This window comes from Paraglaciecola sp. 20A4, from assembly GCF_011378905.1.
Classification (GTDB): domain Bacteria; phylum Pseudomonadota; class Gammaproteobacteria; order Enterobacterales; family Alteromonadaceae; genus Paraglaciecola.
This window is the reverse complement of sequence record NZ_WTPY01000022.1, coordinates 70,005-83,203: the sequence shown is the minus strand read 5'-3', so window position 1 is coordinate 83,203 and position 13,199 is coordinate 70,005. Positions and strand designations below refer to the sequence as shown.

Annotated in this window: 10 protein-coding genes; 2 read left to right on the top strand and 8 right to left on the bottom strand. The window is 41.8% G+C overall.

Features of this window, described 5'->3' with window-relative positions:
- Positions 1 to 166: 166 nt before the first annotated feature.
- The 3 genes from GQS54_RS17240 to GQS54_RS17230 all read right to left on the bottom strand — a co-directional run bounded on the left by GQS54_RS17240 (position 167) and on the right by GQS54_RS17230 (position 3,856).
- A complete protein-coding gene (locus GQS54_RS17240; protein WP_166425181.1) occupies positions 167 to 697 on the bottom strand; it encodes a hypothetical protein in 531 nt (176 codons plus the stop codon).
- Positions 698 to 1,152: 455 nt separating this feature from the next.
- Positions 1,153 to 3,357 (bottom strand): exonuclease domain-containing protein, encoded by a 2,205-nt coding sequence (locus GQS54_RS17235; RefSeq protein WP_346766587.1) that lies wholly within the window; start codon positions 3,355 to 3,357, stop codon positions 1,153 to 1,155.
- Between the two features lie 4 nt (positions 3,358 to 3,361).
- Positions 3,362 to 3,856, bottom strand: a complete 495-nt coding sequence (locus tag GQS54_RS17230; RefSeq protein WP_205967814.1) for a CIA30 family protein — start codon at positions 3,854 to 3,856, stop codon at positions 3,362 to 3,364.
- Positions 3,857 to 4,099: 243 nt separating this feature from the next.
- Between GQS54_RS17230 and GQS54_RS17225 the strand changes: the two genes are divergently transcribed.
- On the top strand, positions 4,100 to 5,212 hold the full coding sequence (locus GQS54_RS17225) for a DUF2891 domain-containing protein (RefSeq protein ID WP_166425186.1): 1,113 nt from the start codon (positions 4,100 to 4,102) through the stop codon (positions 5,210 to 5,212).
- A 183-nt stretch (positions 5,213 to 5,395) separates the two neighbouring features.
- On the opposite strand, the gene GQS54_RS17220 is transcribed toward GQS54_RS17225, so the two are convergent.
- Positions 5,396 to 6,409: an HPP family protein gene (locus tag GQS54_RS17220; RefSeq protein ID WP_240919990.1), complete on the bottom strand. Its 1,014-nt coding sequence runs from the start codon at positions 6,407 to 6,409 to the stop codon at positions 5,396 to 5,398.
- Positions 6,410 to 6,601: 192 nt separating this feature from the next.
- Positions 6,602 to 7,264, bottom strand: a complete 663-nt coding sequence (locus tag GQS54_RS17215) for a hypothetical protein (RefSeq protein ID WP_166425180.1) — start codon at positions 7,262 to 7,264, stop codon at positions 6,602 to 6,604.
- 266 nt (positions 7,265 to 7,530) lie between these two features.
- Here GQS54_RS17215 and GQS54_RS17210 point away from each other — a divergent pair, with 266 nt between their 5' ends.
- A complete protein-coding gene (locus tag GQS54_RS17210) occupies positions 7,531 to 8,499 on the top strand; it encodes a DUF4862 family protein (RefSeq protein ID WP_166425179.1) in 969 nt (322 codons plus the stop codon).
- Positions 8,500 to 8,867: 368 nt separating this feature from the next.
- Here the strand turns inward: GQS54_RS17210 and GQS54_RS17205 are convergent, their stop codons facing one another.
- From GQS54_RS17205 to topA, 3 genes are all read right to left on the bottom strand, one after another.
- Complete coding sequence (locus tag GQS54_RS17205; protein ID WP_166425178.1) at positions 8,868 to 9,560, bottom strand: exosortase, PEP-CTERM interaction domain protein; 693 nt, start codon at positions 9,558 to 9,560, stop codon at positions 8,868 to 8,870.
- 178 nt (positions 9,561 to 9,738) lie between these two features.
- Complete coding sequence (locus GQS54_RS17200) at positions 9,739 to 10,293, bottom strand: DUF2058 domain-containing protein (protein WP_166425177.1); 555 nt, start codon at positions 10,291 to 10,293, stop codon at positions 9,739 to 9,741.
- Positions 10,294 to 10,374: 81 nt separating this feature from the next.
- On the bottom strand, positions 10,375 to 13,014 hold the full coding sequence (gene topA, locus GQS54_RS17195; RefSeq protein ID WP_166425176.1) for a type I DNA topoisomerase: 2,640 nt from the start codon (positions 13,012 to 13,014) through the stop codon (positions 10,375 to 10,377).
- Between the last annotated feature and the right edge of the window lie 185 nt (positions 13,015 to 13,199).

The following is a 13,199-nucleotide window of genomic DNA, read 5'->3' as shown; positions in this document are numbered from 1 at the left end:
AGGCGGTTGGCTAAACCTTGCCTGACAGGGACTTGCACCCTGCAAGATGCATCAAGCTTCGCTTGACGCACTAACGCCTTACTAAGCGGCGCGAAATAGTTTGCTAAAATTGCGAGGAACGAGCGCTAGCAAACTGTTTAGCGTCCGTTTGAGTAACTTGTTAGCACTATGAACCAAAGAATACATAGCGATAATCTGCATTTTTTAAATTTGTAGTTACCCCACAATCATTTCTTAAAGAGATAACACAAGCAGCATATGAATCTTTTAAAATTAATTGATCTGAGACTTGCCCACTAGCTGCTTTAATTTGTATATCTACAAATTTATTTACAACTTGTATCACGTCGTCTGGAGCCCAAAGCCATAAGGCGGCATAGCAATCCAGAAAAATTTGCTTATGCTCTGCATTATTTCTCCCACCAATAAAAAGCCCTAAACTTTTAATAAAATCGTTATACACTTCTCTTTTTCGTTCTTGGGCTTCAAGATTTGATTGTATTTGTCCTTTGAATAATTCGATATCTGACTTATGAGTTTTTCGAATACTTTCTACTTTATCCGTTATTTCTTGAATATCTTCTTTTTTTGCAAGATTTTTAGCTTTTTCTTTTAGATAGGAAGGTAGATAAGTTTTTAACCCCAAACCTATCAATAATAAAACTACTAAATTTGTCCATAATAGAATTTCTGACACTGAAACTATCCTTATAGTGCTAACGCTTATTATCGAGCATGTCGTATATGTAACTTCTCGATATGATTGTTTTTTTCGTCATTTTAAGTTCTTACCTTCTGATTTTATTCAGTATTTTTTACTATCGTGCGAGTAAAACCACTCGGAGTTGCAAAAGCAAAAGGAGACCTAGGTTTAACGAGACTTTTCTGCTTCCTATTAAAAACTATGTGAAAAATATTTTCTATAGTTAAATTAATAACTTAGCATATTTTTGATAAACAAAACGAGACTTAAAAAATGTATATAATAGGAAGGGATTGTGCTTATTTATCGAAATTCCCATTATACCTGTATATATACACAGTGCATATTAAGCTTAGAACTTGGCCTATAAAAAGTCGATCGCGGTGAGCTAACGGAAGGGTTTATTAATCTGTTATTAAACACACCAATCGGCGCCATTGAGCCTGAGATTATGCGACTTGTTTTTTCTCGTTGACCATTATTAATAATTCAGCCGCGGCTTGTGCATCGCACAAGGCTCTGTGATGGTTGTCCAATGACAGGCCGTACTCTTTCGTTAAGTTACCCAATGAATACGACTTCGAGCCTGGGTAATACTTACGCATCTCGCGCACGGTGCAAAGCTTAGGCATTGAGAGTGTGCGTTCTAAGCGGGCGTATTCTAATTTAAAAAAGCCATAGTCAAAATTAACATTATGCGCCACGAAAATACTGTTTAGCATAAAACGTTCTAGCTCATCTACCACTTCACAAAAAAGTGGCGCGTCGCGCACCATATCGTTACTGATACCCGTTAACCGCGTAATAAAATGCGGAATGCGTCGCTCAGGATTAATTAGGCTGCTCCAGCTATCAACGACCTCACCGTTAACCACTTTGACTGCACCTATTTCAGTAATGCGATGGCCGGGGTTGCAGCCGCCAGTGGTTTCAACGTCTACAACCACGTAAGCTTGCTGTGGGTTATAGCACCATTCCACTTGGCATACCCCAACGTTAAATCCTGCATTTTGCAACGCATCGATACTGACCAATTGATTAGCCCGTAGCTGATCCCCTGGTGCTTTGACTTCTTCAAAACGTAACTGGGTACCATCGACAACCATCAAATCTGGGTAACCGTCTTTTAAGCCCTGATAATTTTGCGCCATCGCGCGTAAATGATGCGCCACACATTCACCGTCTGCATGACGCAAAAACATGGTGAGCACTTCCAGCATCTTGCTATTCCAGCGAAATATCCCATTGGGTTGTCCATAATGTCGGGTAGCGATATGGGTTAAGTATTTTATGGCTTCTTTTGGATCAGATTGCCCTTTGTTTTTTTGCGTAAAGATAGTTAGGCATGCTTCAACCTGTTCACCGAGCTCTGCGTATAAACCGTTTTCGCGCACTAAGCGTGGTCGTCTATCAAATTCAGAGCCCGTCGCCCGCTCGGCCTCGTTAAACAATAACGTCCAAAACGTTAAACCAAAAAGTGCGCGAAATAAGCGATTTTCAGTGCGATAAGCCGTAATTGACTGGTTAGGCGCATCTTGAATGCTGTTAATATCTTTTAACGCATCGATTTCATTTTGCGACTCATAAAAACGTTTTACCCCCACTTCAACCCGATCTTTGTACACTTCATCAATCAAGATTTTATGGCTATTTTCGCGAAGCCGCTGAGTACGAACACTTAATTTTACTTGATTAAATTTACGCTGGTAAAAGTCAAAAGCAAATAGGCTCAGTTCATCATCTTGAGGATCCGCTATTATTTTCTCTAACGCTTTTTTTGCCGTGGGTTTATCTACCTTATAGGTTTCGCGTATCCAGCGCTCTTGGGCTTTTTGGTGAGACGAAATTTTCCAAAATGACAACGCTTTTTGGTGATTTAGTGGCAATAAAGCCGTGCCCAGCGAATACCAAAGATTAGCCGCATATTCTTTCGCAAGAATACCTTCAGGAGCTTGCAATATCTCAGGGCTATCAGCCAGTGTCAGCAATTGTTCACCGTTCATGTTACCAACTATTAGTAACGTGTTCGCAAAGAAATAGGCACTTTGCGCCTCTTCTAATTGACTAAAACGCGCACCTTCTTGCTGGGTTTTATTACGAGTTTTGAGGACCCCTAAATCGCGCATAGAAAATTTGTCGAGAGCACTGGAAACATTACCGAAAAATAAAAAAAGTAAATATTGCCAGTCTTGGGTAAACGTTTTTACTTTTATCTCAGCCAGCATAGGGTCAGTTGCAATGATCTGTGTATCAAGGGATTGACTAAGACTGAGTAGTTCGCCCTTCGGAGCACTTTTTTTAAAGACGATATTTTGTGCTTGAAGCAGAGTAATAAGCTGCGCTTTATTAAGGGTGAAAATAAATTCAGGCACATCTGTTTCAGTTACAGGGCGTAAAAAACCGAGCTCAGTTAAGTGCGTTAATTGCTCTTGGCTATTCGCTATCTCGGTATAATTTAATTTACTGGGCGTAACAAACACACCTCGCCGATTGATAACCCGCACCAGCATGCATTGTGCATTATGCTCTAGTTGCTTGAACCCATTAATAAATTGCACGTGTTGGGTTAATAATAATGCGCGGCAATGCTGTTCGATATAGGCGATAAATTCATTGAAATGATCGAGATAGTACTTCTCAGGTAACACTAACACTGCATTAACCTTGATTATCTTCTAATGATATTGCATCAATCAACAAACAGAAATCTCCTGATTGGCGATCGCTTATCAAAAAACCGAGCTGTACAATGTCAGACCAAATAAGCGAGTCAGCATCAGGTACCCGCTTACCTCTTAACGTTGCTTTAAAATCACCCAGCTTAAATTTAAAGGTTTGCCACACATTGGCCTGTGTACTAAACCCAGCACCATAAGACGGACTATTCTTTTGGGTATTTTGTTTAAGCCGCAACTGGTAACGTTTACCATCGCCCATAACACGAATAGACAGTTCGCTCTCTTGAACCACATTTGAAACGAACACGCGTCTATTTACAGAAGCAAAACCTCCATTGTTATCAAGGGAAACATGCCCGCTAAATACCGCAAGCTTATTAACATGGGTAAGCTGACTTTTTGATACTCCCCCCATGACGACGTCATTGACCGAGTCCCATGTGTCACTGTCGTTAATTTTAAATAGATTAATCATTTGTGCCTAAATCCCTACAATTTGAACTCAACCTTATACAGTGGTTCATACAGTATTTTAACCAGATTTATTATCTCGACGCAAGAAGTGTATTGTGAATATTGAAATACCTGACTCTTCTTATCTGTTTGAAATAGCCCTGCGTGCTGAATACCCCTCGAAAATCATCACTCGTTGCATAGGGTGGGCATAGCGTTTACTCTTGTTCTTATTCCACCAAGCCTATTTACTGAAATATTAATGATTAAAATCAATACTATATCCATACTGCTTACGCTGTATTGCGGGTATTTGTCCGCTGAGCCAGTGATAGAAACATCAGAACCTACCCATGCTGAAGTGATTGACCGGTTTGCTCAACTTGCGCTCGAATGTGTACATAAGGAGTACCCGAATATTGTTAAACACATGATGACAAGTGATAAGGATGTTAGACCTCCTGGGCAACTTTACCCTGCTTTTTACGGTTGTTTTGATTGGCACTCATCAGTCCATGGGCATTGGCTGCTAACTCGAATAGCCAGTCAGTACCCAGACTCAACCCACTATCAGCAAATAATGGCCAGTCTTGATCAAAGCTTTACCGAGACCAATATTGCTGGTGAGCTTGCCTACTTTAACCGGGAAAATACCGGCACCAGTTTCGAACGTCCCTACGGTCTTGGCTGGTTTTTACAACTGACCACTGAGTTGCGCGAATGGGATAACCCCCAAGCGAAACATTGGTTAAGCATTTTAACCCCGCTAGAAGATAAAATAGTTGCCAACATCAGCGATTGGTTACCAAAACTGTCGTTTCCGATCCGTGTTGGTGAGCATAGCCAAACGGCATTTGCTTTCGGCTTAATGTTGGACTGGAGTAAAACAGCCAATAACCAAGCGTTTAACGATTTACTAACCAACACCATTAGCCGTTTATACCTAAAGGACGTGAATTGCCCACTGGCTTATGAACCATCAGGACAAGACTTTTTATCTCCCTGTATTGCTGAAGCAGATTTAATGCGCCGAATTCTGCCCCCAGTAAAATATGCTAAATGGTTAGCTGATTTCTTGCCCACCTTACCTACAAATGGCAATAGCAATTGGTTAGATGTTGCCAATGTCGTTGATAAAAGTGATGGTAAACTCGCCCATTTAGATGGTTTAAATTTGAGTCGAGCTTGGATGCTTGAAGGTATCGCGGCAGGCCTTAGCAGCAAAGACCCAAGAAGGCCGGCTATTATCAATGCCGCTAATGTCCATAAACAAGCTGGTATAAACTCAGTTATTCATGATATGCATTATATGGGCAGCCATTGGTTAGGCAGTTTTGCCACCTACTTAGAAACGCAACGAGGTTTATCTGAAAACTAACCGTGAGGCTCAGTCTTATCGCTTAGTTTAGTAAAATAGCGCCGGTTAACAATATATCGCCATTTATTTCCGGGGCCAGCTGTTCAAAGCTGGCCCCTAATCGACGCTTATTACTCAAGTGCTATCTTTAAGCGATAAAAAGCCCCGCGACGATAGCACTGTTAAACAGTCTACTGTTAAATCTTAGACTTTGTCGTACTCTTCAACTTTTACCCATTGTTGGTTATGTTTTTCAACTTCAAAACGCGCCCAATTGTGAAATTCACTACGCAAACACATGTGCGTCTCGTACCCCCCATCACCCGCTAACACTTTGTAAATCACCTTATCTTTGCTCTTTGGGGTATTAACAGGTGCGGCATCAACGACCTGGCGGATACTCCAAAGCTTACCCAACTTGCCATTGCTGTATATATGCCCGGCAACAATTTTTGCTGGATGCGTAATGTTCTTTTCTGCGTGTTTTTTTGCAAGCTCTAATAAGTCTGTTAATCCGTCAGGGGTAATATCAACATAGGAATCAAGTTCTTGCATTGCAGCGGCAAAATCTTCTTGAGTGAGTTCGTGCTCTCGTTCGCTGGATTGTGGGCTCATGGGTTTCTTTAATTTGTGCGCCAAATGTACAGGATAACGACGCCATCCAAAACACCAATTAAAGACAACGGTGATGGTCATAATAACCAGAATATTGATGGCTAAAGGTATTAACAGAAATTGGTAACCTAGGGCGTTAATATCTGCACCGCCAATAACAATCGTTAATGCTGTCGCGCCACCAGGGGGATGCACACACCGTAAGTAATACATTGCACCAATAGCACCACCCACAGCCAAGGCTGCTACCCAAGGACCATTACCTAACAACTTTACGCACGTTATTCCCAATATTGCAGAAATGAAATGCCCGCCAATAACAGCCCAAGGCTGAGAGAGCGCCCCATGGGGCACAGCAAAAAGCAACACAGCGGTAGCGCCCATAGAAGCGATAATCAGTACGCTGGAATTGGCGGTTAAGACCTGAGTCTGCACAAGCACATGCATTGCCCACATAATGCCGGCTATACCTAAAGCGCCGCCTAAGGCAGAAATAAGCTTTTCGTTATGACTGGTGGTGTTAACTGAGAATCCAAAGAGCTGTTTAAATTCGTGAAAAGTGGCGCGTAGCTTCATCAAGTAAATGGCAGGTAAGGAAAACAAGCGCAGATCCTAATGAAAAAACATGCTTATATGCAAGCGCTTCTCTATATTGCCTAAGCGTAACTTAGCTAATTAAAGTCTATATTACCGAATGATATGTTTAACATGTGGCAAAAACTAGCACGATACTCTGCCGTTAACGGCAAATAGATTCCTTTTATAAAAGGCAGGCGTTGTGCCTAATATGCTAGGCTAATTATCCTCTGTACTTTCTAGCCCTAAGGTTTTTTTAACTTCTTCAAATAAACCTTCTGATTCTCCCCGAGACGCAATCGACATACCTCGGTCAGATAAATAAAAGCTGTCCAAAGAGAACAAATATTCGCGACTTTGAGTTAAGTAGGTCACCACATCATCTTCATGTACATCGGCTGTTTGCAATTCTTTGGCATATTCTTGAGATTGTCCCAACTCATAAAATTCAGAAAGCGCATTAAGGTCATCCAGCTTAGATTGCAACCTCGTATTTTTGTCTAAATATTGCTGCAATTGCGCAAGACCTTTATGTTCGGGGTTTTGTTCGCTACTAACTTGCCATTCACCTTCTTCCTGCTTTAACTGAACATCGAAGTTTAAGCCCAAATCTTTTGCGGTTTGCGTCAGATCCTCAGCCACAGGACGTAAATTAAAACTCAGCATATTGTCCAACGTTTGCAAGTTTAAGCCATTTTCGCCGGATTTTAATCGTTGCAATGCATCATCTATGTTCCCTGACGCTAAGTTACTTTGCACTGCCGTAATTCCAGCAGAGATGTTGTTTTTTTGACTGCTGACAGCGCTTTGTAAAGCGCTGTCAGCAGCAGATGGGTTTGCAATATAGTCGAATAATGTTAGGGCTGACTGCTGTATTTGCATCGAAAACGTCCTTCTTGTTGCCGCATAATCATTATCAAATACGCTTATTTAACGGCTAAATCAGCGCTGAAAAAAATGTCTGTACTTTGAGGATTAGCAAACTGTAGGCCAATATTAAACTAAGGTTTAAAAACAAACCGATTCATGACACCAGCCAAAATAAATTTACACTTAGTTAGTGGTTCTGCCTATTCGCAAGCTACGGACATCATGCTAAAGTCATTGATCTCTGAGCAATTAAATACAGCATTTAAAAAGGAGTTGACGTGGGTTATTTTGTTGGCGCATACGCCACCTCACCAGCAGGCGTAGAATGGCATCCTGAAGCAGAACAAGCGTATTACCAGAAATTGAAAGCGTTGAGCAATATTCAAGGTTTAGAGCACCCCTTTACAGGCTCACTGCATCAATATGATGATGATTGGTTTATTGCTAACATCGACCCAAACTGGCAATTCGTTTTTACCTGTGTGCCAGGTATCATGGGGGCACTGGCGCAAAACCCACACTTTGGTATCGCCTCAGACAATGAAACTGGTCGACAAGCAGCGCTGGTTTTTATGCAAAAGGCGTGTGATGCCATAGGCAAACTGAATAAAGCGAAAGGCAAACAGTGCGTCAAAGCGATAGAAATTCAAACCGCCCCAGATAGAAGCAAAGCACAGGGATCGGCGAAGGCACTTAAAGCGTCGTTACAGACTATGCTTAGCTGGGACTGGCAAGGTGCTGAAATAATTATTGAGCATTGCGATGCGTTAGTGCCTGAGCATGAGCATGCCAAAGGCTTTTTATCCTTGGAAGATGAGATTAGTGTCATTCAAGAATTAAATAATGCCCACCAAGCTAACCTAGGTATTTTAATTAATTGGGGGCGCTCTGCCATTGAAAGCCACAGCACTGATGGCGTACTAGAGCATATAAAGCGCGTGAAAGATGCAGGCTTATTTAAAGGCTTAATGTTTTCGGGTGTTTCCGATACACAAACCGAATACGGAATTTGGAAAGACACTCATATGCCCGCTGCAAAAGATGCAGACAGTGCATTCGGTGCAGAACATTCTTTATTAACCAGAGAAGAAATCCACCGCTCGTTAGCCGCTTGTGGCGACGCTATTACCAGCGATACGATAGTTGGTATCAAACTAGGCATTCGACCCAAAGAAGCATCGCTAGCACCCCGTGTTGGCTATAACCAATCAGCGCTAGCGATGATTGATAGTTTTTTCAGCAAATAATGTCTTGGTTAGGGTTACAAATCAGCGCTCTAAAGTCTTTGACGAAAAATACTATTAGCCCGCGTAACGCTGACACACGGCCCGAAATCTAAAGTCTGTATGTATGTCTGTATGTTAGTAGTTAGTCAGTATAGATTTGCAATCCTTCTAACTACAGCCTCAACAACTCGATCATCTGAGTCTTAGTAAGGTGTTTAAAAAAAGTACAGAGTTCAAGTAACGAAAGTACTCTGGGCTTTATCAAATAAAGCCATAAAGACACAATAAATTACCACCAGGCAATATATTGTGATTTATCTTTTTTGAATCGCCAATAGAAATAAAATGAACGCTGAATAACGTTCACCTGTTTTTCTGTTTACGGGGCTTTATTTACGTCTCGATCTAAATGCCAATACTCCCCCCAATAACATAAAACCTAAATTTACCGGTTCAGGTACTGGCAACGCCGTAGGCACTGGCCCTCTGCCACTTGCGGTTCCACTTGAATTATTAATGGCATATATGCCACCAGGACCGGAAGGAGCTTGGCTTGTCTGCCAAAAAAAGGTAATTTCCTCAGTACTATCCCATTCATCGGACGTTGTGGACCATACCAGTTCCCCTGCATCATTAAGATCTATATCAAAACTGACGTTGGCCGTCGCAGCATTTGAAAAGCTATAGCCTGCAATCCCGTTAAAGCCTACTGCTTCATATCCCAAACTGAAAGTTTGAACATCATCAAACGGCAGTACAACTGGCGGATTAGGAAAAGGTGCGTCATTTTCCTTATCAACCCCAGGGATTACGGTATGGGCGTAGGTGTAAATAATGCCGGCTGAATTATTGGCCGGAATACACACAGTATAACCCTGTGGGCAGCTTACACTGCTTAGTAAATCTCCGACGCTATCACCGGCACTGTTAATTAATGAAACTTCAACTTCTGGGCCTACAGGGCCGGTTATTTTAGCGCCTAAATCAAATACATCATAATCGTAGGACAAAATGGGACTAGCTGAAACGGACGTGGCGATTAAGATAGGTACAATAAAAAAAGGCCGAACATTAAAAGACATTTATATTCTCCAAAAGTAGATTGATACGATTGGCAGTCATTATAGGTGGAAAATAAATTACCATACAATGTATATCAAAAATTTCTACTCATCTGTGGTTGAGCAGCTTATTAATCTCTAAAAACTCAGTGCTAAAGTTAAAATAATGGGCGTTTAAAGCGCCCTATTCAAAACAGTATTACCAGCTTAAATCATCAGGAATATCATAATCCGCGTACCAGTCTTCATCTTGACTATTCTTAGCTTTTTCTTCTGGCAAAATATCAGCACGATATAACACGTAGCTTTCGTCTCGTTCTGCTATTTTATCTGCTACCGGCATGGGAATTAATTCATAGGCATCGTTGAGCTTTACGATGGCCAGTTGACCTTGGGTGATTTGTGCGTGTATTTTTTTATCTACAAAAATACGTTTAATCACATTGTTATCACTGAAATTACAGGCAATATCGCCGACTCTACGAGATTGCTTGTTAACGTTAATCATCTGTATTATTTGCGCCTGAACAGCTTTTCTTTCAGCTTCAGCCTTGGCTTTTTTATTAAGCTCTCGATCTCGGGCTTTTTTCTGCTCGACCGCTTGTTCTGCGGCTATCTTGCTTTCATTTGTTTGTTCAATATTGTGATTCTGCTTGGCTTTCGCCTGCTTATGTTTTTGTTGGCGCACTTGCTTCGCTTTTTTCTTATTTGCGAGGCCTGCTTGTAAAAGTTGTTCTTGAAGTGACAATGCCATGCTCAAACCTATTTCTATTAAATGCATAAAGCCGGCAAGGATAAGTTACCGGCTTTGAATTATGAATAATGACCAAAAATACTATTTGGCTTTTTTGCGCTTATCTTCAACGACCCATTTATTATCAGTATACCAAGCAGACCAGCCTGTGGCTTTCCCTTCTTCGTTCTCACTCATAACATACTGCTGCTTAGTTTTACGACTATAACGGACTAAGGCGTCGTTACCGTCTGGATCTTTAGCAGGTGCGTCAGCTAAGTAATAAAACTTAGATGAGATACGGTCCCTAAATCGCGCTAATTCAGCCACCAATGGCGCACGTGTTTCTCTAGATTTAGGGAAGTTATGCGCAGCCATAAATATACCTGACGCGCCATCACGTAATACAAAGTGGGCGTCAGATTTCACACATTCAAGCTCAGGCAAATCAACCGGGTCTTCTTTAGGCGGAGCAGCTTCGCCACTTCTTAATAACTTACGGGTGTTCTTGCACTCCTCGTTAGTACAACCGAAGTACTTACCAAAACGCCCTGTTTTAAGCTCCATATTCGAACCGCACTTGTCGCATTCGATAATCGGGCCGTCATATCCTTTAATCTTAAAGGTGCCAATTTCAACTTCAACACCTGGACAGGTAGGGGTATTGCCACAAACATGTAGTTTACGGGTTTCATCCACTAAGTAGCTGTCCATGGCCGTTGAGCAGATGGGACATCGACGCTTGGCTCTGAGTATTTCAGTTTCCAGCTCTTCTTCGTCTTCTACTTTGATGACTTCATCCCCGAAGGTTAAATTCATCGTGCCAGTACAACGCTCTTTAGGCGGTAAGTTGTAGCCAGAACATCCCAAGAATACCCCCGTACTCGCAGTACGGACATTCATGGGTCGACCACATTTTTTACATTCGATGTCCGTTGGCACGGCTTGATTTAAGCGCATACCCCCTTCATCGGGATCTTTTTCAGCGAGAATAAGCTTCTTCTCAAAATCACCATAAAAATCCGTTAGCACGTCTTTCCACGACACTTTACCGTTGGCGATTTCATCTAACTCTTGCTCCATTTTCGCGGTGAAATCGAAGCTCATTAAATTATCGAAATTTTCAAGCAGTCTATCGGTAACGATTTCACCCATTTTTTCAGCATAAAAACGCTTACTCTCAAGGCGCACATAACCGCGATCTTGAATGGTTGAAATGATACTGGCGTAGGTTGAAGGTCGACCGATACCACGTTTTTCTAGCTCTTTAACCAAAGACGCTTCGTTAAAACGCGCCACAGGTTTGGTAAAATGCTGCTTAGGTTCAAGCTGTTTAAGAGTAAGCGTTTCGCCTTCTTTTACATCAGGCAATAAAAAGTCTTCTTCACCTTTTTTACGCTGCGGATTTTGTACCTTGGTCCAACCATCAAACTTAAGTACTCGTCCTTTAGCGGTTAATTCGTAGCCAACGGCACCAACACGAATGGTACTTGCGTCATACTTCGCTGGTGTCATCTGACACGCTACAAACTGACGCCAAATAAGTTCGTACAATCGCTGTGCGTCTCGTTCCATTTCCGATAACGATTCAGATTTTAACAACACATTTGACGGACGAACGGCTTCATGAGCTTCTTGCGCACCGTCTTTGCTACCATATTTAAGCGGATTTTCTGGTAAGTAATTGGCGCCGAAATTATCGCCGATATACTCGCGACAGGCTTCCACTGCTTCTTTACTTAAGTTAGTAGAATCGGTACGCATATAAGTGATGTGACCGGCTTCGTATAAGCGCTGAGCCATCATCATGGTTTTCTTCACGCCAAACCCTAAACGGGTACTTGCTGCTTGTTGTAACGTTGAGGTAATAAAAGGGGCTGAAGGGCGACTCTGGGTCGGTTTAGAGTCTCGACTGATTACCTTATAGTCAGCATCCTTTAAATCAGCTAGCGCAGCATCAGCCTGAGTTTTATTAATCGGTTTAAAGGCTTTGCCGTCATGCTTAGCAACCTGCATACGCAAGTCACTCTCTTTTACGGTCAACAAGTCCGCATGTACGTCCCAAAACTCCTCTGGAACAAAGGCTTTTATTTCACGTTCACGTTCAACAACCAAACGCACCGCGACAGATTGAACACGACCGGCTGATAAGCCTCTGGCGACTTTTTTCCACAGTAGTGGCGATACCATAAAGCCTACAATGCGGTCTAAAAATCGACGTGCTTGCTGAGCATTTACCCGTTCAATATTGACTTTTCCGGGTTCAGAGAAAGCTTCTTGTATCGCGTTTTTGGTGATTTCATTAAACACCACACGCTGAAAATCTTTGCTTGGATCGTCGATTAATTCTTGCAGATGCCAAGCAATCGCTTCACCTTCTCTATCCAAATCCGTTGCGAGATAAATGGTATCGGCATTTTTAGCCAATTTTTTGAGTTCGTTGACCACTTTTTCTTTGCCACTTAGCACTTCATAATGGGCCGCCCAATCGTCTTTTGGATCGACGCCCATACGGTCAACTAATTTCTTATATTCGTACTCACGTAAATACGCTTCACGTTTATTTTCAGATAATAACTTCAGCTCTTTTGCTGGTTTTTTAGGCGCAACTTTGCCCAAAGCTTTCGTTGGAAGGTCTCGAACGTGGCCTACACTAGATTTAACAATAAAATCTTTGCCGAGATATTTATTAATTGTTTTCGCCTTTGCCGGTGATTCAACAATGACCAGAGACTTTGCCATATAATTAGTCTTAACCTTTGAATTTAATAGAGTTTTTAGGTGAACCGATGAAGATAAGTGCGTTCACCTCTTTAAAATGCTTTTTAACATATATCGACAAAGTGAATAGAAAACAAGTTCTTCTTCATACTTATCCGATAATCATCATGATCACGCTCCTTAATCTGTTCGAATATCAACCACCT

Coding starts and splice junctions, on each gene's coding strand:
- GQS54_RS17200 (WP_166425177.1), bottom strand. CDS start 10,293: ATGGCATTGTCACTTCAAGAACAACTTTTACAAGCAGGCCTCGCAAAT.
- GQS54_RS17215 (WP_166425180.1), bottom strand. CDS start 7,264: ATGCAAATACAGCAGTCAGCCCTAACATTATTCGACTATATTGCAAAC.
- topA (WP_166425176.1), bottom strand. CDS start 13,014: ATGGCAAAGTCTCTGGTCATTGTTGAATCACCGGCAAAGGCGAAAACA.
- GQS54_RS17205 (WP_166425178.1), bottom strand. CDS start 9,560: ATGTCTTTTAATGTTCGGCCTTTTTTTATTGTACCTATCTTAATCGCC.
- GQS54_RS17230 (WP_205967814.1), bottom strand. CDS start 3,856: ATGATTAATCTATTTAAAATTAACGACAGTGACACATGGGACTCGGTC.